This is a genomic window from Variovorax sp. 160MFSha2.1, assembly GCF_048305075.1.
Taxonomy (GTDB): Bacteria; Pseudomonadota; Gammaproteobacteria; order Burkholderiales; family Burkholderiaceae_C; genus Variovorax; species Variovorax guangxiensis.
Genome location: NZ_CP157624.1, coordinates 5,462,972 through 5,482,309 on the forward strand (window position 1 = coordinate 5,462,972; position 19,338 = coordinate 5,482,309).

General features: G+C 68.0%; 21 protein-coding genes. 13 read left to right on the forward strand and 8 right to left on the reverse strand.

Annotated elements, in window-relative coordinates; genetic code table 11:
- Positions 1-37: 37 nt before the first annotated feature.
- Positions 38-2,431, forward strand: a complete 2,394-nt coding sequence (locus ABL838_RS24985; RefSeq protein WP_418122398.1) for a DUF3772 domain-containing protein — start codon at positions 38-40, stop codon at positions 2,429-2,431.
- A gap of 145 nt (positions 2,432-2,576) precedes the next feature.
- Here the strand turns inward: ABL838_RS24985 and ABL838_RS24990 are convergent, their stop codons facing one another.
- Positions 2,577-3,047, reverse strand: a complete 471-nt coding sequence (locus ABL838_RS24990) for an Lrp/AsnC family transcriptional regulator (protein WP_418122399.1) — start codon at positions 3,045-3,047, stop codon at positions 2,577-2,579.
- A 246-nt stretch (positions 3,048-3,293) separates the two neighbouring features.
- Here ABL838_RS24990 and ABL838_RS24995 point away from each other — a divergent pair, with 246 nt between their 5' ends.
- The 4 genes from ABL838_RS24995 to ABL838_RS25010 are packed head-to-tail and all read left to right on the forward strand — an operon-like array spanning position 3,294 to position 6,474.
- Positions 3,294-4,238 carry an ABC transporter substrate-binding protein gene (locus ABL838_RS24995; RefSeq protein ID WP_418122400.1) on the forward strand — a complete coding sequence of 315 codons (945 nt, stop codon included), beginning with the start codon at positions 3,294-3,296 and terminating at the stop codon, positions 4,236-4,238.
- Between the two features lie 30 nt (positions 4,239-4,268).
- On the forward strand, positions 4,269-5,165 hold the full coding sequence (locus ABL838_RS25000) for an ABC transporter permease (RefSeq protein ID WP_184642558.1): 897 nt from the start codon (positions 4,269-4,271) through the stop codon (positions 5,163-5,165).
- Positions 5,165-5,959 carry an ABC transporter ATP-binding protein gene (locus tag ABL838_RS25005; protein ID WP_126024692.1) on the forward strand — a complete coding sequence of 265 codons (795 nt, stop codon included), beginning with the start codon at positions 5,165-5,167 and terminating at the stop codon, positions 5,957-5,959. Before ABL838_RS25000 ends, ABL838_RS25005 begins: the two co-directional genes overlap by 1 nt.
- Positions 5,959-6,474, forward strand: coding sequence for a GNAT family N-acetyltransferase (locus tag ABL838_RS25010; RefSeq protein WP_418117670.1), 516 nt, complete (start codon positions 5,959-5,961; stop codon positions 6,472-6,474). Before ABL838_RS25005 ends, ABL838_RS25010 begins: the two co-directional genes overlap by 1 nt.
- Positions 6,475-6,487: 13 nt before the next feature.
- Here ABL838_RS25010 and ABL838_RS25015 read toward each other — a convergent pair whose 3' ends face one another.
- Positions 6,488-6,766, reverse strand: a complete 279-nt coding sequence (locus ABL838_RS25015) for a hypothetical protein (protein WP_126024690.1) — start codon at positions 6,764-6,766, stop codon at positions 6,488-6,490.
- A gap of 112 nt (positions 6,767-6,878) precedes the next feature.
- Here ABL838_RS25015 and hemA point away from each other — a divergent pair, with 112 nt between their 5' ends.
- The 6 genes from hemA (at position 6,879) to ABL838_RS25045 (ending at position 12,446) form a co-directional block, all read left to right on the forward strand.
- Complete coding sequence (gene hemA, locus ABL838_RS25020) at positions 6,879-8,150, forward strand: glutamyl-tRNA reductase (protein WP_093302366.1); 1,272 nt, start codon at positions 6,879-6,881, stop codon at positions 8,148-8,150.
- A gap of 97 nt (positions 8,151-8,247) precedes the next feature.
- The gene (gene prfA / locus ABL838_RS25025) at positions 8,248-9,336 is read left to right on the forward strand and encodes a peptide chain release factor 1 (RefSeq protein WP_126024689.1); all 1,089 of its coding nucleotides are present in this window, start codon (positions 8,248-8,250) and stop codon (positions 9,334-9,336) included.
- On the forward strand, positions 9,333-10,187 hold the full coding sequence (prmC, locus tag ABL838_RS25030) for a peptide chain release factor N(5)-glutamine methyltransferase (RefSeq protein WP_418122402.1): 855 nt from the start codon (positions 9,333-9,335) through the stop codon (positions 10,185-10,187). Before prfA ends, prmC begins: the two co-directional genes overlap by 4 nt.
- Before the next feature lie 29 nt (positions 10,188-10,216).
- Complete coding sequence (gene grxD, locus ABL838_RS25035; RefSeq protein WP_126024687.1) at positions 10,217-10,546, forward strand: Grx4 family monothiol glutaredoxin; 330 nt, start codon at positions 10,217-10,219, stop codon at positions 10,544-10,546.
- A gap of 16 nt (positions 10,547-10,562) precedes the next feature.
- A complete protein-coding gene (locus ABL838_RS25040) occupies positions 10,563-11,081 on the forward strand; it encodes a cupin domain-containing protein (RefSeq protein WP_418122404.1) in 519 nt (172 codons plus the stop codon).
- 54 nt (positions 11,082-11,135) lie between these two features.
- The gene (locus tag ABL838_RS25045; protein WP_126024685.1) at positions 11,136-12,446 is read left to right on the forward strand and encodes a hemolysin family protein; all 1,311 of its coding nucleotides are present in this window, start codon (positions 11,136-11,138) and stop codon (positions 12,444-12,446) included.
- A gap of 34 nt (positions 12,447-12,480) precedes the next feature.
- On the opposite strand, the gene ABL838_RS25050 is transcribed toward ABL838_RS25045, so the two are convergent.
- Both ABL838_RS25050 and ABL838_RS25055 read right to left on the reverse strand, forming a co-directional pair.
- Positions 12,481-13,161 carry a lytic transglycosylase domain-containing protein gene (locus ABL838_RS25050; protein WP_418122405.1) on the reverse strand — a complete coding sequence of 227 codons (681 nt, stop codon included), beginning with the start codon at positions 13,159-13,161 and terminating at the stop codon, positions 12,481-12,483.
- Positions 13,158-14,903, reverse strand: a complete 1,746-nt coding sequence (locus ABL838_RS25055; protein ID WP_418117673.1) for a proline--tRNA ligase — start codon at positions 14,901-14,903, stop codon at positions 13,158-13,160. Before ABL838_RS25055 ends, ABL838_RS25050 begins: the two co-directional genes overlap by 4 nt.
- 137 nt (positions 14,904-15,040) lie before the next feature.
- Here ABL838_RS25055 and ABL838_RS25060 point away from each other — a divergent pair, with 137 nt between their 5' ends.
- Both ABL838_RS25060 and ABL838_RS25065 read left to right on the forward strand, forming a co-directional pair.
- Complete coding sequence (locus tag ABL838_RS25060; protein ID WP_126024797.1) at positions 15,041-15,712, forward strand: RNA pyrophosphohydrolase; 672 nt, start codon at positions 15,041-15,043, stop codon at positions 15,710-15,712.
- Entirely contained in the window at positions 15,657-16,253 is a 597-nt protein-coding gene (locus tag ABL838_RS25065) for a CNP1-like family protein (protein WP_418122406.1), read from the forward strand. Before ABL838_RS25060 ends, ABL838_RS25065 begins: the two co-directional genes overlap by 56 nt.
- Before the next feature lie 62 nt (positions 16,254-16,315).
- On the opposite strand, the gene proB is transcribed toward ABL838_RS25065, so the two are convergent.
- The 4 genes from proB to rplU form a co-directional block, all read right to left on the reverse strand.
- A complete protein-coding gene (proB, locus tag ABL838_RS25070; RefSeq protein ID WP_126024682.1) occupies positions 16,316-17,458 on the reverse strand; it encodes a glutamate 5-kinase in 1,143 nt (380 codons plus the stop codon).
- 89 nt (positions 17,459-17,547) lie between these two features.
- Positions 17,548-18,624, reverse strand: a complete 1,077-nt coding sequence (gene cgtA, locus ABL838_RS25075; protein ID WP_184642159.1) for an Obg family GTPase CgtA — start codon at positions 18,622-18,624, stop codon at positions 17,548-17,550.
- A 72-nt stretch (positions 18,625-18,696) separates the two neighbouring features.
- A complete protein-coding gene (rpmA, locus tag ABL838_RS25080) occupies positions 18,697-18,957 on the reverse strand; it encodes a 50S ribosomal protein L27 (protein ID WP_093057448.1) in 261 nt (86 codons plus the stop codon).
- A 12-nt stretch (positions 18,958-18,969) separates the two neighbouring features.
- Positions 18,970-19,281, reverse strand: coding sequence for a 50S ribosomal protein L21 (gene rplU / locus ABL838_RS25085; RefSeq protein WP_057592097.1), 312 nt, complete (start codon positions 19,279-19,281; stop codon positions 18,970-18,972).
- Positions 19,282-19,338: the final 57 nt, after the last annotated feature.

The window sequence follows — 19,338 nt, forward strand, 5'->3', positions numbered from 1 at the left end:
CCAGTCCTTACGAAATGGCGGCTTCTATGATGCGGCCATGAGTTGGACCCAACGCTTCGCGAGCTTCTGCCTCGCGGCCCTGTTCATCTGCGGCGGTGCGCAGGCGCAACCGGACGCCGGCAACGGAAACAACGCCAACAGCGCCGCCGCGGCCGCCGCAGCCCCTGCCCCCACGATCGCCGAGCTGCGCGCGCAGTTCACCAAGCTCAGCAACGCCGCCGAGACGGACGACGACGCGCGCAAGCTGCTCGCCCAGATCAACGACATCGGCGTGCAGGCCGACAAGTTCGTCGCCGCGCGCACCGGCGATCTGGCCGATCTGAACGCCAAGCTCGGCGAGCTCGGCAATCCGCCCGCCGCCGGCACCACCGAAGACCCCGACATCACCCGCCAGCGTGCGAGCCTGACGAAGGAGCGCAACGCACTGGATGCCGACATCCGCCTCGCGCGCCTGCTGTCGGTCGACGTGCGGCAGCGCGGCACCGAGCTGGTCACGCAGCGGCGGGCGCTGTTCGAGGCGCAGCTCACCGAGCGCGCGGCGTCGCCGCTGACCACCGAGTTTTGGAGCGACCTGCGCGAAGCCTGGCCCGACGACCTGGTGCGCCTGAAGGCGATGGCCTCCTCGGTGAACGATGGCCTGCTGGCTGCCACGCAGCCGGAGACCCGCCTTCCGGTGATCGCCGCGCTGGTGGGCGCGCTGCTGCTCACGCTGTTCGGCATCTGGGGCGCCGAGGTGCTGCTCGCCTGGCTGGCGGCGCGCTACCTGCCGGCGGGGCGGCTGCGGCGCTCGGTGCTGGTGATCGGCATCGTCGCCAGCCACGTGCTGCTGGTGGCGGTGGCGGCGCACGGCTTCGTCGAGGTGCTGAAGGAGTTCGCCAGCTGGGAACCGCAGGCGCGCAAGGTGCTGCAGTCGGCCGCGCAGCTGCTGGTGTTCATGGCCTTCGTGATCGGGCTGGGCCGTGGGCTGCTGGCCACGCGCCGGCCCTCGTGGCGGCTGCCGCCCATTCCCGACGAGATGGCCAGCCGGCTCGCGCCCCTGCCCTGGATGGTGGCGCTGGTGGCGGTGCTGGCCTGGACGCCGGCCGAGGTCAACGCGCTCATCGACGCCAGCTTCGCCGCCGTGGTGGCCACGCACGTGCTCACGGCGCTGGTGCTGACGGCGCTGGTCGCCTCGGTGCTCTACCTCGTGAAGCCGCTGCGCGCCGACGCGGCCGAAGCCGGCCTGCCCGAGCGGCCGATGTGGGTCGGCCTGCTGGTGGCGCTGATCGGCATGCTGATGATCGCGATCTGGGTGCTGGTGGCGCTGGGCTACGTGGCGCTCGCGAGCTTCCTGGCCTCGCAGCTGGCCTGGAGCGGCATCGTCGCGGCCGCCTTCTACGTGCTCTTCAAGTTCGCGGACGACGTGTTCATGGCCACGGTGTCGTCTCGCGCCGGCTTCGGCCAGCGGCTGCAGAAGAGCTTCAACCTCGCGCCGCAGACGCTGGACCAGGCCGCCACGGTGCTCTCGGCGCTCAGCCGGGTGGCGCTCTTCTTCTACATGCTGGTGGCGCTGGCCGCGCCGCTGGGCACGGGGCCGGGCGAGGTGTTCCAGCGCAGCGGCAAGTTCGGCACCGGCGTGAAGGTGGGCGAGTTCCAGCTGGTGCCGGGCGCGATCCTCAGCGCGGTCGCGGTGGCCGTGGTGGGCTTCGTGGTGCTGCGCATCTTCAAGCGCTGGCTCGCGCGCAGCTACCTGCCCAACACCAAGTTCGAGCCGGGCATGCAGAGCTCGATCACCACGCTGCTGGGCTACGTGGGCGGCATCCTGGTGATCGCCTTCTCGCTGTCGGCGCTGGGCATCGGCATCGAGCGCATCGCGTGGGTGGCCAGCGCGCTGTCGGTGGGCATCGGCTTCGGCCTGCAGGCCATCGTGCAGAACTTCATCTCGGGGCTGATCCTGCTGGCCGAGCAGCCGGTGAAGGTGGGCGACTGGGTGGTGCTGGGCACGGCCGAGGGCGACGTGCGGCGCATCAACGTGCGCGCCACCGAGATCCAGCTGGGCGACCGCTCGACGCTGATCGTGCCGAACTCGGAGTTCATCACGAAGACCGTGCGCAACATGACGCTGGCCAACGCCGAGGGCCGGGTGCTGATCCGCCTGCCGATGCCGCTGACCACCGACGCGCAGCGCGTGCGCGAGCTGATCCTCGCGGCCTGCAAGGCGCACGAGGGCGTGCTGGAGACGCCCGCGCCTTCGCTCACGCTGGAGGGCATCGAGAACGGGCTCCTGATCTTCCAGGCCATTGCCTACGTGGCGAGCCCGCGGCTGGCGGGCGGCGTGCGCAGCGACCTGCTGTTCACCATCCTCGACGAACTGAAGAAGGCCTCGCTGCCGCTGGCGGTGCCGACGATGGTGATGACGGCGCCGCCGCCGGCGCCTGGCGGGGCGGGTTGAAAGCGGGATCGGGAGCGGACAGCCGAACGCAGAAGTCGCGAAGGTTTCGCAGAGGTCGCAGAAGAAAACTTTTTTGGTTCTCCTTCTGCGACCTCTGCGTAGTTTTTGTATTCCTTCTGCGTTCGGCTGTCCGCTCCCGCCTCCTTCACTCCAGCGGCAGCGCCGTGGTGAACTTGATCTCGTTGAGGCAAACGCTGGAGCGCACCGCCGACACGCCGGGCATGTGCATCAGCGTGTGCATCAGGAACTGAGAGAGCGACTCGAGGTCGTGCGCGACGACCTTGAGCACGTAGTCGAAGTCGCCCGTCACCGAGTAGCACTCCAGGATCTGCTTCATGTCCGCGATCAGGTCCTGGAACTTGGGCAGTTCGTCGACATGGCCGCGCGCCATGGTCACGTGGATGAAGGCGATCACGCCCAGCCCGATGTGGCGCGCGTTCAGCCGCGCCGCGTAGCCGTGGATCAGCCCCAGCTCCTCCAGCCGCCGGTGGCGCCGCAGGCACTGGGCGGGCGAGAGATTGACTGCCTCCGCCAGTTCCAGGTTGGTGGCCCTGCCATGGGCCTGCAGGTGCTCGAGAATCTTCCGGTCGATCCGGTCGAGTGCGATGTCATGCAATTTCTTCTCCCAATGCACCAGATCGATGCAATTTTATGGCGCAAAGCGGGGTAAGCCCGAGGCTTTCATGCACCTTAATTGTGCAAAGTACGATCTAGACTCCCTGGCGCCCGGACCGCACGACGCGATGTCCAGCCGTTGAATCCCTCGCCGCCGGCACCCGCCGGCGGCTTCAGACGCATCCCAATCCCCACCCGGAGACCCTTTCCCGTGAAAAACGCTTTGCTTCGCACCCCCTTCAGCGCAATGGCCCTGGCCCTCGGCATGCTGGCCGCCGCGCCTTCGTTCGCGGCCGACACCAAGTCGGTGGCCGTGACCGCCATCGTCGAGCACCCGGCGCTGGACGCGGTGCGCGACGGCGTGAAGGCCGAGCTGAAGGCTTCGGGCTACGAGGAAGGCAAGAACCTCAAGTTCACCTACCAGAGCGCGCAGGGCAACGTGGGCACCGCCGCCCAGATCGCCCGCAAGTACGTGGGCGACCAGCCCGACGCGATCGTCGCCATCGCCACGCCGTCGGCGCAGGCCATGGTGGCGGCCACCAAGAGCATTCCGGTGGTGTACTCGGCGGTCACCGACCCGGTGGCGGCCAAGCTGGTGAAGAGCTGGGAGCCCACGGGCACCAACGTGACGGGCGTGTCCGACCTGTCGCCGCTGGAAAAGCACATCGCCCTCATCAAGCAGGTGGTGCCCGCCGCCAAGCGCATCGGCGTGATCTACAGCCCCGGCGAAGCCAACTCGGTGGCCATCGTCGACTCGCTCAAGAAGGCCGCCTCGGCCGCCGGCATGACCGTGGTCGAAGCCGCCGCCGCCCGCACGGTGGACGTGCCGACCGCCGCGCAGAGCCTGGTCGGCAAGGCCGACGTGATCTACACGCCCACCGACAACAACGTGGTCTCGGCCTTCGAGGGCATCGTGAAGGTGGCGCAGCAGGGCAAGCTGCCGGTGGTGGCGGCCGACACCGCCACCGTCGAGCGCGGCGCCGTGGCCGCCCTGGGCCTGAACTACACCGACATCGGCCGCCAGACCGGCAAGGTCGTGGTGCGCATCCTCAAGGGCGAGAAGCCCGGCGCCATCGCCTCGCAGACCAGCGCCAACTTCGAGCTGGTGGTGAACCCCGGCGCGGCCAAGCTGCAGGGCGTGACGCTGTCCGACGAGCTGCTGAAGACCGCCAAGGTCGTGAGCACGAAGTAAGAAGAAGCTGCCGGCTTTCCGCTTTTCCCCATGTCGCTCATCGCTTCGCTGGGCGCCATCGAGATCGGCCTGATATTCGGGCTGGTCGCGCTGGGCGTCTTCCTGTCGTTTCGCATCATCAACTTCCCCGACCTCACGGTGGACGGCAGCTTCCCGCTGGGCGCCGCCGTGGCCGCGACGCTGATCGTGGCGGGCTGGAACCCGGTCGCCGCCACAGCGGTGGCCTGCGTGGCCGGTGCCGCCTCGGGCTGGGTCACGGCCTGGCTCAACGTGAAGCTGAAGATCATGCAGCTGCTCGCGAGCATCCTGGTGATGATCGCGCTGTACTCCATCAACCTGCGCGTGATGGGCAAGCCCAACGTGGCGCTCATCACGGAACCCACGGTGTTCAGCATGGCCAGCTTCGGCGGCATGCCCGAGCAGTGGGCCAAGCCGCTGCTGCTGCTCTTGATCGTGATCGTCGCGAAGATCGTGGTCGACATGTTCTTCGCTTCCGAGGCCGGCCTGGCGATGCGCGCCACCGGCGGCAACGCGCGCATGGCGCGAGCCCAGGGCATCTCGACCGACTTCCACACCATGGCGGGCCTGGCGCTGTCGAACGCGCTGGTGGCGCTGGCCGGCGCGCTGTTCGCGCAGAGCCAGGGCACGGCCGACATCTCGATGGGCGTGGGCACGATCGTGATCGGGCTGGCGGCGGTGATCATCGGCGAGACGCTGATCCCGGCGCGCAGCATGGTCATCACGACGCTGGCCTGCATCATCGGCGCGCTGCTCTACCGTTTCTTCATCGCGATGGCGCTGAACACCGACTTCATGGGCCTGCAGGCGCAGGACCTGAACCTGGTGACCGCCGTGCTGGTGGCCTTCGCGCTGCTGGTGCCAGCCTACAAGCGCAGGCTGGGTGGCCTGTTCAAGGGGAAGAACTGATGCTGCGCGCCCAACAACTCGAAATGACCTTCAACCCGGGCACGCCGATCGAGAACCGCGTGCTGCGCGGCCTGAGCCTGGAGATTCCCACCGGCCAGTTCGTCACCGTGATCGGCTCGAACGGCGCGGGCAAGTCGACCTTTTTGAACGCGGTGAGCGGCGACCTGATCGTCGACAAGGGCCGCATCGAGATCGACGGCAAGGACGTGACGCGCATGAACGCCTGGCAGCGCTCGGGCATGGTGGCGCGCGTGTTCCAGGACCCGATGGCCGGCACCTGCGAGGCGCTGACCATCGAGGAGAACATGGCGCTGGCCTGGAAGCGTGGCGAGCGCCGGGCCTTCGGCTTCGCGCTCAATCGCAACCTGCGCGAGATGTTCCGCGAGAAGCTGTCGATCCTGAAGCTCGGGCTGGAGAACCGCCTGGCCGACCGCATCGGCCTGCTCTCGGGCGGGCAGCGGCAGGCGGTGAGCCTGCTGATGGCATCGCTCAGGCCCTCGCGCATCCTGCTGCTCGACGAACACACGGCCGCGCTCGACCCCAAGACCGCCGCCTTCGTGCTGGAGCTGACCGCCAAGATCGTCGAGGCCGGCCAGCTCACCGCGATGATGGTGACGCACAGCATGCGCCAGGCGCTGGACTACGGTTCGCGCACGGTGATGCTGCACGAGGGCCAGGTGATCCTCGACGTCGCCGGACCGCAGCGCTCGGGCCTCGACGTGCCCGACCTGCTGCGCATGTTCGAGCAGACCCGCGGCGAGAAGCTGGACGACGACAAGCTGCTGCTGGCCTGATGGCGCCCGACACCGTCATCGTGCGCGGCATGCGCGCCGACGACCTCGACGCGGTGCTGGCGATCCAGCTTGCCTGCTACGGCGCTGGCTTCGTGGAAGACGGCGCGCTCATCGCCAGGCGGCTCGCCGCCGCGCCGCACACGGGCTGGGTGGTGGAACATGAAGGCGGCGTGCGGGCCTATCTGGCGGGCTATCCGTCGGTGGCCGGCAAGCTGACGCCGCTGCACGGCGAGTTCGAGGTGGCGGCGCAGGCCGATTCGCTCTACCTGCACGACCTGGCGGTGCATCCGGACGCGTCGGGCCTGGGGCTGGGGCCCCGGTTGGTGCGCCATGCCTGGGCCCATGCGCTGCATGCCGGCTGGCGGCAGTCGACGCTGGTGTCGGTGCAATCGTCGGTGGGGTTCTGGGAGCGCCAAGGTTATGCGGCCACGCTGCCTCATGGCCCGCAGCAGCAGGCCCGGCTTGCCACCTACCCGGGCGAGTCGGTCTACATGATCCGGCGGCTGCCTGGCTGAGCGGGGGGAAATTTCAGCGGCGCCAGCCGCGCATCGCCAGCCACTGGACCGTGCCGCAGACCACGACCAGCGCGGCGTATGTCGCCATCGCCCCATCGCGCCCGAACACCACCAGCCCGGCAACCAGCACCCCGACGCCGGCCGCGAAGGTCAGCGCGAACTGCAGCCACCAGCGCGGGACGCCGGCGCGCCCGCCGCCCAGGAAGCGCCCGGCAAAGGCCAGCACCAGCGCCAGGAAAGCCGCGGGTGCTACGAAATTAAGCAGGTGGTTCAGGAGGGCCGGCAGGTCCATCGGAGAAGGTTGCGCACGGGCTGGAACATGTGTCCAGGGTTATGGCTGTCATAGGGAAAGCCATTTGTCCCTCGTCAAGCCCCGTGGGGCTGCTGATTTTATAATCACGGGCATGTCAGTCTGGGCCCTCGGCTTGAACCACACGACCGCGCCGCTCGATCTGCGCGGTCGTTTCGCGTTCGCGCTCGACCAGATCGCCCCCACGCTGCAGAGCCTGCGCAGTTCCTTCGCCTCCGGCCGCCATCCCCAGGTCGAGGCCGCGATCATCTCCACCTGCAACCGCACCGAGATCTACTGCGCCTCGGAGCACGCCGCGCTCGACCACACCTTCGGCTGGCTCGCCCAGAGCGGCGGCGTGGCCCCCGCCCTGCTGCGCTCGCACGCCTACACCCTGCACGACGGCGAAGCCGCCCGCCACGCCTTCCGCGTGGCCAGCGGGCTCGACTCGATGGTGCTGGGCGAGGCCCAGATCCTCGGCCAGATGAAGGACGCCGTGCGCGCCGCCGAGACGGCCGGCGCCCTCGGCAGCACGCTCAACCAGCTGTTCCAGCGCTCCTTCGCGGTGGCCAAGGAAGTGCGCACCGCCACCGAGATCGGCGCCCACTCCATCAGCATGGCCGCCGCCGCGGTGCGACTGGCCGGCCAGCTCTTCGAGGACCTGCGCAAGACGCGCGTGCTCTTCGTCGGCGCGGGCGAGATGATCGACCTCGCGGCCACGCACTTCGCGGCCAAGGAGCCGAAGGCCATCGCCATCGCCAACCGCACGCTGGAGCGCGGCGAGAAGCTGGCCTCGCGCTTCGGCGGCGAGGCGATGCGCCTGGCCGACCTGCCCTCGCGGCTGGCCGAGTTCGACATCATCGTGAGCTGCACCGCCAGCACGCTGCCGATCATCGGCCTGGGCGCCGTCGAACGCGCGCTCAAGGCGCGCAAGCACCGCCCGATGTTCATGGTCGACCTGGCCGTGCCGCGCGACATCGAGCCCGAGGTGAAGGCGCTGGAAGACATCTATCTCTACACCGTCGACGACCTCGCACAGGTCGTGCAGCAGGGCCAGGCCAACCGCCAGGCCGCCGTGGCGCAGGCCGAGGTGATCATCGACGCCGGCGTGCAGAGCTTCATGCACTGGCTGGGCCAGCGCGGCACGGTGCCGCTGATCCAGCAGCTCAATGCGCAGGCCGACGAGTGGCGCGCCGCCGAGATGGCGCGTGCGCGCAAGCTGCTGGCCAAGGGCGAATCGGTGGAGGCCGTGCTCGAGGCCATGTCTCGCGGCCTCACGCAGAAGATGATGCACGGCGCGATGGCCGAGCTGCACGCGGGCGATGCCGCCTCGCGCGAGCAGACGGCGCAGACGATCTCGCGCCTGTTCCTGCGCAAAGAGCGTTAGCGACGCTCATCGGTGGCCCGGCCTGCATGGCTGCGGCTTTCATGCGCCCTGCCTTCGCACGGCAGCACATCCCCATTTTTTCGAGCCTCCTTCCTCCGTGAAATCCTTTCTCCGCCACCAACTCGAACGCTACGCCCAGCGCCTGGGCGAGCTCGACTTCCTGCTCTCGCGCGAAGACATCATGAGCGACATGGCCCAGTACCGCACCATCTCGCGCGAGCACGCCGAGGTGACGCAGGTCGCGGGCCGCTACGAGCGCTACAGGCAACGCGAGGCCGACATCGCCGGCGCGAAGGAGATGCTGGACGACCCCGACATGGCCGAGATGGCCAAGGAAGAAATCGCCAGCGGCGAGGCCGAGCTGGTGCAACTGGAGGACGAGCTGCAGCGCCTGCTGCTGCCCAAGGACCCCGACGACGCGCGCAATGCCTTCCTCGAAATCCGTGCGGGCACGGGCGGCGACGAATCGGCCCTCTTCGCGGGCGACCTGCTGCGCATGTACACGCGCTACTGCGATCGCGCCGGCTGGCGCTGCGAGATCGTCAGCGAGAGCGAGAGCGAGCTCGGCGGCTACAAGGAAGTGGTGGTGCGCATCGTGGGCGACGACGTGTTCGGCCACCTGCGCTTCGAATCGGGCGGCCACCGCGTTCAGCGCGTGCCGGCCACCGAGACGCAGGGCCGCATCCACACCAGCGCCTGCACGGTCGCCGTGCTGGCCGAGCCCGACGAGACGGTCGCGGTGCAGATCAACCCGGCCGACCTGCGCATCGACACCTACCGCGCGAGCGGCGCTGGCGGGCAGCACATCAACAAGACCGACTCGGCCGTGCGCATCACGCACATCCCGACCGGCATCGTGGCGGAGTGCCAGGACGACCGCAGCCAGCACCGCAACAAGGCGAAGGCGCTGCAGGTGCTGTCGGCGCGCATCCAGGAGAAGGAGCGCAGCGAACGTGCCGCCAAGGACGCCGCCATGCGCAAGGGCCTGATCGGCAGCGGCGACCGCTCGGACCGCATCCGCACCTACAACTTCCCGCAGGGCCGGCTCACCGACCACCGCATCAACCTCACGCTCTACAAGCTGCTCGCCATCATGGAAGGCGACCTGGGCGACGTGCTGGGCGCGCTGCGCGCCGCGCGCGAGGCCGAGCAGCTGGCCGAGCTGGAATCGAGCCTGCCGGCATGAGCGCCGTCGAGAACCCGAAGCCGGCCACCGTGGCGCAGGCGCTGGCCGCGTCCATCGCGCTGGGCGTCGACCGGCTCGACGCCCAGCTGCTGCTGCTGCATGCGCTGGGCCGTGCGCCGCACGACCGTGCCTGGCTGCTGGCGCACGACACCGACGCCATGCCCGATGCGGCGTGGTCCGCGCTGGCCGCGCAGCTCTCGCGCCGCCGGGCCGGGGAGCCGGTCGCCTACCTGCTGGGCGAAAAAGAATTTCATGGCCTCGCCCTGCAGGTCGATGCCCGCGTGCTGGTGCCCCGCCCCGACACGGAAACGCTGGTCGAATGGGCGCTGGAGTGCCTCGAAGGCCAGGCCGCGCCTCGTGTGCTCGATCTCGGCACCGGCAGTGGAGCGATCGCGCTGGCGCTGCAGCATGCCCGGCCCGACGCGCAGGTCGATGCGGTCGATGCCAGCGCCGATGCGCTGGCCGTCGCCCAGGCCAACGCCTCGCGGCTGGGCCTGCCCGTGCGCTTCGCCCAGGCCGACTGGCTGGACGGCGCTGGCGCCGGCTACACGGTCATCGCCAGCAATCCGCCGTACATCGCCGCCGGCGACCCGCACCTGCCCGCCCTGCGCCACGAGCCCTCTTCGGCGCTGGTTTCGGGCACGGACGGCCTCGACGACATCCGCCGCATCGTGCAGGACGCCCCCGCCCACCTCGCCGAGGGCGGCTGGCTGCTGCTCGAACACGGCCACGACCAGGCCCCGGCCGTGCGCGAACTGATTGCGGCGCGCGGTTTCGCCGAAGTGCAAAGCCGCGACGACCTCGCCGGCATCCAGCGCTGCTCCGGCGGAATCTGGCGCACGGTGAAATAATCCCCCCAGCCTATTTTTCAGGAGTCCCCATGTCCGACGCCCAGCAACGCATCGACGATCTCGTCAAGACCAACGACCTCGTGCTCTTCATGAAGGGCAACGCCAGCTTTCCGATGTGCGGCTTCTCGGGCCGCGCGATCCAGATCCTGAAGGCGGTCGGCGTCGACACCAGGACGCTCAAGACCGTCAACGTCCTCGACGACGACAGCATCCGCCAGGGCATCAAGGAGTACAGCAACTGGCCCACGATCCCGCAGCTGTACGTGAAGGGCGAGTTCATCGGCGGCTCGGACATCATGATGGAGATGTACGAGTCGGGCGAGCTGCAGCAGGTGGTGAACGGGGCCGCAGCCTCCTGAGCCTACGGGAACGGTCATGAGCCACGATCACGCGGACCACGGCCATTCCCACGATGACGGCGGCAACGATGCCGCGCCGGCCTGGAAGCACGACGGCGTGCGCGTGATCCCGGCCAACCGGCTCGACGCCAACACCGCCCAGACGCCCGGCATGAACCGGGCAGCGGCCATCAACTTCGCCCGCGTGGGCGCGCAGAAGCTCTGGGCCGGCACGGTGACCATCCACGCCGACGCCAGGACCGGCGCCCATCACCACGGGCATCTCGAATCGGTGATCTACGTGGTGCGCGGCCGGGCCCGCATGCGCTGGGGCGAGAAGCTGGAATTCACGGCCGAGGCCGGGCCGGGCGACTTCATCTACGTGCCGCCGTACGTGCCGCACCAGGAAATCAACGCCAGCGCGACCGAGACGCTCGAATGCGTGCTGTGCCGCAGCGACGGCGAAGCGGTGGCGGTGAACCTCGACATCGAGCCCGTGGAGAAGCCCGAATCGGTGCTGTGGGTCGACCCGACCCACCCTCACGGCGGCGTCTGAGCGATTTCCGGTGCCGAGTCATGGCACCATGTTGGCCGTCTTCGACGTGCCACCATGACCCTCACCCAAAGCCTGCTCATCATCGCGCTGCTGATTGCGCTGAGCGCCTTCTTCTCCCTCGCCGAAATCACCCTGGCCGCATCGCGCCGGCTGCGTCTGCGCCAGATGGCCGACGAGGGCGACCCCCGGGCCGAGAAGGTATTGCGGGTACAGGAGCAGCCGGGCCACTACTTCACGGTGGTGCAGATCGGGCTCAACGCGGTGGCCATCCTCGGCGGCGTGGTGGGCGAAGGCTCGCTGAGCCCGTACTTCGCGGTCCTCTTCGAGAAGTGGCTCAGCCCCGAGGCTTCGGCCAGCGCGGCGTTCCTGTGCTCCTTCGTGATCATCATCGCGGTGTTCCTGGTGTTCGCCGACCTGTTCCCCAAGCGGCTGGGCATGAGCAACCCCGAGCGGCTGGCGGTGCGCATGGTCGGGCCGATGCTGCTGCTGATCACCACCTTCAAGCCGCTGGTGTGGTTCTTCACGCGCTGCACCGACCTGCTGTTCAAGCTGCTGGGCATGCCGATGGCACGCGACGACAAGATCACCTCGGCCGACATCCTCGCGATGACCGAGGCCGGCGCGCAGGCGGGCGTGCTCGCGGCGCGCGAGCAGCAGGTGATCGCCAACGTGTTCGAGCTCGACACGCGCCTGGTCAGCAGCGTGATGACCGTGCGGGACAACATCACCTGGTTCCTGCACGACGACCCCGAGACAGTGCTGCGCGCGCGCATCATCGCCGAGCCCTTCTCGGCGTATCCGGTGTGCGACGGCGACATCGACCACGTGCTGGGCTACGTCGATGCCAAGGACATGTTCCAGCGCGTGCTCAGCGGCCAGCCGCTGGCTTTCGACCAGGGGCTGCCGCTGCACAAGGCGCTCGTCATTCCCGACCGGCTCTCGCTTACCGAGGTGCTGGAGCAGTTCCAGCAGGCGCACGAGGACTTCGCGATCATCGTCAACGAGTACAGCCTGGTGGTGGGCGTGATCACGCTCAACGACGTGATGAGCACGGTGATGGGCGACCTGGTGTCCACGCCCGACGAGGAGCAGATCGTGCAGCGCGACGAGAACTCGTGGCTGATCGATGGCGTGACGCCCATCCAGGACGTGCAGCGCGCGCTGCAGATCGACGAGATGCCGCACGCCGAGGAGTACGAGACGCTGGCCGGCTTCCTGATGGTGATGCTGCGCCGCGTTCCGAAGCGCACGGACAACGTGAGCTGGGGCGGCTACACCTTCGAGGTGATGGACGTCGACAGCTACCGCATCGACCAGGTGATGGTCACCAAGGGCTCGGGCACCGCGAAGGCACCTGCGAACTGAGCAGACGGAAGAGGAAGGCGCCAGTCGGAAGGCGTCAGGCCGCCGAGCGGTCCTTGTCCTTTTCCCTCTCGCGTTCCCTGTCGTTGAACACCCAGAACCGCTGGTTGGCGAACACGGCGTTCGGATACGGCGACTTGCCGCGGCTGCCGTTGTAGCGGCCCAGCGTCATGAACAGGTCGCCGTTCTCCCGGTCGAGGTAGTGGCGAAGAATGACGCAGCCGAAGCGCAGGTTGGTCTGCATGTGGAAGAGCTTGGCCGGGTCGCTGTCGCCGATCACGCGCGTCCAGAACGGCATGACCTGCATGTAGCCGCGCGCCCCCGCGCTCGACACCGCGAACTTGCGGAAATTGCTCTCGACCTGGACCAGCCCCAGCACCAGGCTCACCTCCAGCCCCGAGCGCTTGGCTTCGTACCAGACGGTCTGCAGGAACTCGATGCGCGAGGGCGCATCGGCGATCTTCTTCTTGAGCCGCTCGCTCATCTCTCCGAGCCAGCGCAGGTAGGCCAGCCGGGCCTCGGTGCTCGCGAACTGCGGCACCGGCGGCGCCTTGTTGTGGATGGCCGAACTCAGCGCGGTGCGCACCGAGTCGATCAGCGGCTCCTCGATCTGCGCGCCGGCCATGGCAGCCCGAGGCAGCGACAGCACGGTGAGGGCGCCTGCGGTCACGGCGCCGCCCAGGCACTGGCGTCGCGAGAGGCCGCCCTCCAGGCTCATTGGGCGAGCTTGCCGGCGATGAAGTCGGCGATGCCGGCCGCGGGCACCTTGGTAGCCGCCGTGTCGCGGCGGTTCTGGTATTCGAGCTGGCCTTCCTTGAGACCGCGGTCCGAGATGACCACGCGGTGCGGCACGCCGATCAGCTCCCAGTCGGCGAACATCGCGCCGGGGCGTTCGCCACGGTCGTCGAGCAGCACGTCGACGCCCTTGGCGAGCAGTTCCTCGTAGAGCGCCTCGGCCGCCGCCTTGACCTCGGGGCTGCGGTCCATGCCGATCGGGCAGACCACCACGGTGAAGGGGGCGATGGCGTCGGGCCAGATGATGCCGCGCTCATCGTGGTTCTGCTCGATGGCGGCGGCCGGCAGGCGGGTGATGCCGATGCCGTAGCAGCCCATCTCGAGGAACTGCGGCTTGCCGCCTTCATCGAGGTAGGTGGCGTTCATGTCCTTGCTGTACTTGGTGCCCAGTACGAACACATGGCCCACTTCGATGCCGCGCTCGATGGCCAGCACGCCCTTGCCGTCGGGCGAGGCGTCGCCGGCGACCACGTTGCGGATGTCGGCGACGAGGTCGGGCTCGGGCAGGTCGCGGCCCCAGTTGACGCCGGTCATGTGGAAATCGACTTCGTTGGCACCCGTGATCCAGTCGGCCAGGACGGCGGCTTCGCGGTCGGCCACGAGCTTCACGGGCTTCTTGAGGTTCAGCGGGCCCAGGTAGCCGGGCTTGCAGCCGAAGTGGTCCTCGATTTCGGCCAGGGTCGCGAAGCGGAAGCCCTGGTTCAGGCCGGGCAGCTTGCCGACCTTGATCTCGTTCATGTCGTGGTCGCCGCGCAGCAGCAGCAGCCAGACCTGCGAGCCCTTGATGTCGCCGGCCTCGTCGAGGACGTCGGTGGCCAGCACCAGCGACTTGATGGTGGTGGAAAGCGGCACGCCGAGCAACTCGGCCACATCGGCGCAGGTGCTCTTGCCGGGGGTCGGGGTCTTCTCGAGCGCCTTGGCGGGCGCCGGGCGCGGGCCGGCCGGGGCCAGCGCCTCGGCCTTTTCCATGTTGGCGGCGTAATCGCTGTCGGGGCAGTAGACGATGGCGTCCTCGCCGGTGGCGGCGATCACCTGGAACTCCTCGCTCAGGTCGCCGCCGATGGCGCCGCTGTCGGCCGCCACGGCGCGATAGCGCAGGCCGAAGCGGTCGAAGATGTTGCGGTAGGCCTGCGCCATGACCTGGTAGCTCGCCTTGGCGGCGTCGAGGTCGCGGTCGAAGCTGTAGGCGTCCTTCATGATGAATTCGCGCCCGCGCATCAGACCAAAGCGCGGACGGCGCTCGTCGCGGAACTTGGTCTGGATCTGGTAGAAGTTCTTCGGCAGCTGCTTGTAGCTGCGGATCTCCTGGCGGGCGATGTCGGTCACCACCTCTTCGCTGGTCGGCTGGATCACGAAGTCGCGGTCGTGGCGGTCCTTGATGCGCAGCAGCTCGGGGCCCATCTTGTCGAAGCGGCCGGTCTCCTGCCAGAGCTCGGCGGGCTGCACCACGGGCATGGTCATCTCGACGGCACCGGCGCGGTTCATCTCCTCGCGGACGATGGCTTCCACCTTGCGGATCACGCGCAGGCCCATGGGCATGTAGGTGTAGATGCCCGTGCCGAGCTTCTTGATCATGCCGGCCCGCATCATGAGACGGTGGCTCGCCACTTCGGCGTCAGCGGGCGCTTCCTTGAGGGTGGAGACGAAAAAACGGGAAGCTTTCATCGGAATGGTGGCGCTGGATTCGAGTTCGGAAGTGGGGAACTGCTCCCCCGGAGAGACCCTGAGAGCCTGGCATCGGCAGCTTGCCGAGGGCAACCCGGCATGCATAATCGACTCAGTTCAAAAATTGGGGTTTGATTATGCTCGACCGGGACGGCTTCAGGCCCAACGTCGGCATCATCCTGCTCAACCAGAGAAACCAGGTTTTCTGGGGCAAACGCATACGCACGCACTCCTGGCAGTTTCCGCAGGGCGGCATCGACCGCGGCGAAAGTCCCGAGCAGGCCATGTACCGGGAACTGCACGAGGAAGTGGGACTCCACCCGGAGCATGTGCGCATCGTGGCCCGTACCCGCGACTGGTTGCGCTACGAGGTGCCGGATCGGTTCATTCGCCGTGACGCACGGGGCCACTACAAGGGCCAGAAACAAATCTGGTACTTGCTGCAACTCATCGGCCACGATTGGGATCTCAACCTGCGTGCAACCGACCATCCCGAATTCGACGCCTGGCGCTGGCATGACTACTGGGTGCCGCTCGACGTGGTCGTCGAGTTCAAGCGCGGCGTCTACGAGATGGCGCTCACCGAGCTCGCTCGCTACCTGCCCAGGCAGGATTTCCGCAACCGCTTCCTGCGCAGCAACGTGCGCGCCCGAGAATTCGAGCGCCACTCGCCGGACGCCGGGGCGCCGCCCGGGCTCGATCTGCCGCCCGGCGGCAGCTTCGATCCGCATCCCGACATTCCTTCCGCGAGCAATGAACCTCCTGTCCAAGACAACAAGGCCCCCCCGCCCCTTCCGACGCAGCGCTGAGCGCGTCCTCCTGCTGGCCTGCTTCGGCATCCTCGCCGGATGCGCCTCGGGCCCCCACGACACCGACAACCCCGACTGGGCACAGGCCGGCCTGCCGCCCCCGCCCAAGCGGTACGAGACGGACAAGGAGTGGGAAGAAACGGCCACCCCGCCCCCGCCGGCCTTCAGCGAAAGCCGCCTGCTGCCGATCGAAATGCCGCCCTACATGAGCCTGAAGTTCGGCGTCGACCCGCAGACGATCACGATCACGGGCGACGGCATCGTCCGCTATGTGGTGGTGGCCCAGAACCGCAGCGGCGGCGCGACCAACGCCTTCTACGAGGGCATCCGCTGCTCCACGGCCGAGATGAAGAGCTACGCGCGCTACAACAACGGCAGCTGGCAGGACGTCGCGAAGCCCGAATGGAAGAAGCTCGGCGACATGAACTCCAGCTACACGCGCAAGCTGGCCACACAGGCCCTGTGCCGCGGCAACGCCCCGCGGCCGTCGGTGGGCGACATGGTCCAGAACATCCGCAATCCGGTACGGGAAGTGCAGTAGGCGATCCGCACCGAGGATAAAAAAACGGGGCCCGCGGGCCCCGTTTTGTTTCTCGCGGCCTCTCAGCCCGGCATCAGCACCATGTTGTCGCGGTGGACCATCTCCGGCTCCGCCACATAGCCCAGCAGGCGTTCGAACTCCGACGAGGGCTTGCGGCACAGCAGGCGCGCCTCCACGCTCGAGTAGTTGGCAAGGCCGCGGGCCAGCTCGACACCGTCGGCGTCGCGCACCGCGATCACGTCGCCGCGCGAGAACTCGCCCGAGACCCCGGTCATGCCGATCGGCAGCAGGCTCTTGCCCTCGGCCCGCACCTTGGCGGCCGCGCCCGCGTCGACCACGACGGAGCCGCGCAGCTGCAAATGGTCGGCCATCCAGCGCTTGCGGGCCTGGTGCTTGGCGGTCTGCGCCACCAGCAGCGTGCCGATGGATTCGCCCTTCGCCAGCCGCAGCAGCGCGTCGGCCTCGCGGCCCCAGGCGATGACCGTGGAGGCGCCCGAGCCGGCCGCGCGCTTGGCCGCGAGGATCTTGGTGATCATGCCGCCCTTGCCGATGCTCGAACCCGCGCCGCCGGCCATCGCCTCGAGCGCCGGGTCGCCGGCGGCGGCCTCGTGCACGAACTTCGCATCGGGGTCCTTGCGCGGGTCGGCCGTGTACAGGCCCTTCTGGTCGGTGAGGATGACCAGCGCATCGGCCTCGACCAGGTTGGCCACGAGGGCGCCGAGCGTGTCGTTGTCGCCGAACTTGATCTCGTCGTTGACGACCGTGTCGTTCTCGTTGATGACCGGCACCACGCCCAGCTTGAGCAGCGTGACCAGCGTCGATCGGGCATTGAGATAGCGCTCGCGGTCGGCCAGGTCGGCGTGCGTCAGCAGCACCTGGGCGCTGCCGATCTCGTTCTCGCGCAGCTTGGTCTCGTACATCTGGGCCAGGCCCATCTGGCCGACCGCGGCAGCGGCCTGGAGCTCGTTGATCTCGTGCGGCCGGGTGCGCCAGCCAAGGCGCTTCATGCCTTCTGCGATCGCGCCGCTCGACACCATCACCACCTCGCGCCCGTCGCGCACCAGCGCGGCCAGTTGCCGGCACCACTCGCCGATGGCGGCCTCGTCGAGACCGCGCCCCTCGTTGGTCACGAGGCTGGAGCCCACCTTCACGACGATACGGCGGGCATCCCGCAAGGCAGTGGATCCGGAGTTCGACGAGGTCATTTGGGGTGTTACGGTCTTTGGATGCTGCTCGGGTTGCTGTCTTCGGCCCGTCTCGGGCCGGCCGTCGATGCTGCTGCGGCAGGTGCCGCTCAGGAGCCTTCGGGAGGCAGAGGCACGAAGCGCGGATCGACCTCGACCGTCTGGTGCTCGGCCACCTGCTCGGCCTTGACCTGCTGGTAGATGGCCTGCACCAGGTGCTCGCAGCCTTCGCGCGTGAGCGCCGAGATTTCGAACACCGGACCCTTGAAACGCAGGCGCTTCACGAAGTCCTTGATGCGCGCGGCGCGCTCGTCGGCGGGCACCATGTCCAGCTTGTTCAGCACGAGCCAGCGCGGCTTTTCGTACAGGTCGGCGTCGTATTTCTTGAGTTCGCCCACGATGGCCTTGGCCTGCGCCACGGGGTCGACGCTGTCGTCGAACGGGGCCATGTCGACCACATGCAACAGCAGGCGCGTGCGCTGCAGATGCCGCAGGAAGAGATGACCGAGGCCGGCGCCTTCGGATGCGCCTTCGATCAGGCCAGGCAGGTCCGCCACGACGAAGCTCTGCTCGGGACCGACGCGCACCACGCCCAGGTTCGGGTGCAGCGTGGTGAAGGGGTAGTCCGCGATGCGCGGGCGGGCGTTCGAGATGGCGCTGATCAGCGTCGACTTGCCCGCATTCGGCATGCCGAGCAGGCCCACATCGGCCAACACCTTGAGTTCGAGCTTGAGGCTGCGCTTCTCGCCAGGCCAGCCGGGGGTTTTCTGGCGCGGGGCACGGTTGATCGCGCTCTTGAAGCGCATGTTGCCGAAGCCGCCATCGCCGCCCTTGGCGATGGTGATGACCTCGCCGTCTTTCAGCAGCTCGAACAGCACTTCCCCGGTCTCGGCGTCGGAAATGATCGTTCCGACCGGCATCTTGAGCGTGATGTCGTCGCCCGCGGCGCCGAACATGTCGGAGCCCATGCCGTGCTCGCCGCGCTTGGCCTCGTGGCGGCGCGAATAGCGGAAGTCGACCAGGGTGTTGAGGTTGGAATCGGCCACCGCGAAGACGTGGCCGCCACGGCCGCCGTCTCCGCCGTTGGGGCCGCCGAATTCCTTGTACTTCTCATGACGGAACGACACGCAGCCGTTCCCGCCATCGCCCGCGGCGATGTCGATGAAGGCTTCGTCGACGAACTTCATGGGATGTCTAGTTTACAAATGAAGAGGCCCCGGCAATGCGGGGCCTCGGGATGGTCAGGGCTGACTCGGGGCTTAAGCCGCGGGAGTCACGTTGACCGTGTGCTTGTTCAGCGCACCCTTGGTACCGAACGACACGTGGCCGTCGACCAGGGCGAACAGCGTGTGGTCCTTGCCCACGCCGACGTTCACGCCGGGGTGGAACTGGGTACCACGCTGGCGCACGATGATCGAGCCTGCGCTGATCAGTTCGCCGCCGAAAGCCTTCACGCCGAGCATCTTGGGCTTGGAATCGCGCCCGTTTCGCGTTGAGCCGCCGCCTTTTTTCTGTGCCATGGAATCTTCTCCTTAGCCCGCGATCGCGCCGATTTGCAGTTCGGTGAACTGCTGGCGATGGCCTTGACGTTTCTGATAGTGCTTGCGACGGCGCATCTTGAAGATGCGAACCTTGTCGTGCTTGCCGTGCGACAGTACCGTGACCGTCACCGTTGCACCGGACACCAGGGGCGTGCCAACCTTGATCTCAGCGCCGTTGCCGACTGCCAGAACCTGGTCGATCACGATTTCCTGGCCTACGTCCGCAGCAATCTGTTCTACTTTGATTTTCTCGCCGGAAGCAACGCGATACTGCTTGCCACCGGTTTTTATGACCGCGTACATGTAAACCTCTTAGAAATGAGTCTCCACGGCGAATTCCGCAGAGCCCAAGATTATAGC

Coding starts and splice junctions, on each gene's coding strand:
- ABL838_RS25060 (WP_126024797.1), top strand. CDS start 15,041: ATGCTCGACCGGGACGGCTTCAGGCCCAACGTCGGCATCATCCTGCTC.
- ABL838_RS25065 (WP_418122406.1), top strand. CDS start 15,657: ATGAACCTCCTGTCCAAGACAACAAGGCCCCCCCGCCCCTTCCGACGC.
- ABL838_RS24985 (WP_418122398.1), top strand. CDS start 38: ATGAGTTGGACCCAACGCTTCGCGAGCTTCTGCCTCGCGGCCCTGTTC.
- prmC (WP_418122402.1), top strand. CDS start 9,333: ATGAGCGCCGTCGAGAACCCGAAGCCGGCCACCGTGGCGCAGGCGCTG.
- ABL838_RS25000 (WP_184642558.1), top strand. CDS start 4,269: ATGTCGCTCATCGCTTCGCTGGGCGCCATCGAGATCGGCCTGATATTC.
- grxD (WP_126024687.1), top strand. CDS start 10,217: ATGTCCGACGCCCAGCAACGCATCGACGATCTCGTCAAGACCAACGAC.
- ABL838_RS25055 (WP_418117673.1), bottom strand. CDS start 14,903: ATGAAAGCTTCCCGTTTTTTCGTCTCCACCCTCAAGGAAGCGCCCGCT.
- ABL838_RS25040 (WP_418122404.1), top strand. CDS start 10,563: ATGAGCCACGATCACGCGGACCACGGCCATTCCCACGATGACGGCGGC.
- ABL838_RS25015 (WP_126024690.1), bottom strand. CDS start 6,766: ATGGACCTGCCGGCCCTCCTGAACCACCTGCTTAATTTCGTAGCACCC.
- rpmA (WP_093057448.1), bottom strand. CDS start 18,957: ATGGCACAGAAAAAAGGCGGCGGCTCAACGCGAAACGGGCGCGATTCC.
- hemA (WP_093302366.1), top strand. CDS start 6,879: ATGTCAGTCTGGGCCCTCGGCTTGAACCACACGACCGCGCCGCTCGAT.
- ABL838_RS25005 (WP_126024692.1), top strand. CDS start 5,165: ATGCTGCGCGCCCAACAACTCGAAATGACCTTCAACCCGGGCACGCCG.
- ABL838_RS25050 (WP_418122405.1), bottom strand. CDS start 13,161: ATGAGCCTGGAGGGCGGCCTCTCGCGACGCCAGTGCCTGGGCGGCGCC.
- proB (WP_126024682.1), bottom strand. CDS start 17,458: ATGACCTCGTCGAACTCCGGATCCACTGCCTTGCGGGATGCCCGCCGT.
- ABL838_RS25010 (WP_418117670.1), top strand. CDS start 5,959: ATGGCGCCCGACACCGTCATCGTGCGCGGCATGCGCGCCGACGACCTC.
- ABL838_RS25045 (WP_126024685.1), top strand. CDS start 11,136: ATGACCCTCACCCAAAGCCTGCTCATCATCGCGCTGCTGATTGCGCTG.
- rplU (WP_057592097.1), bottom strand. CDS start 19,281: ATGTACGCGGTCATAAAAACCGGTGGCAAGCAGTATCGCGTTGCTTCC.
- cgtA (WP_184642159.1), bottom strand. CDS start 18,624: ATGAAGTTCGTCGACGAAGCCTTCATCGACATCGCCGCGGGCGATGGC.
- ABL838_RS24995 (WP_418122400.1), top strand. CDS start 3,294: ATGGCCCTGGCCCTCGGCATGCTGGCCGCCGCGCCTTCGTTCGCGGCC.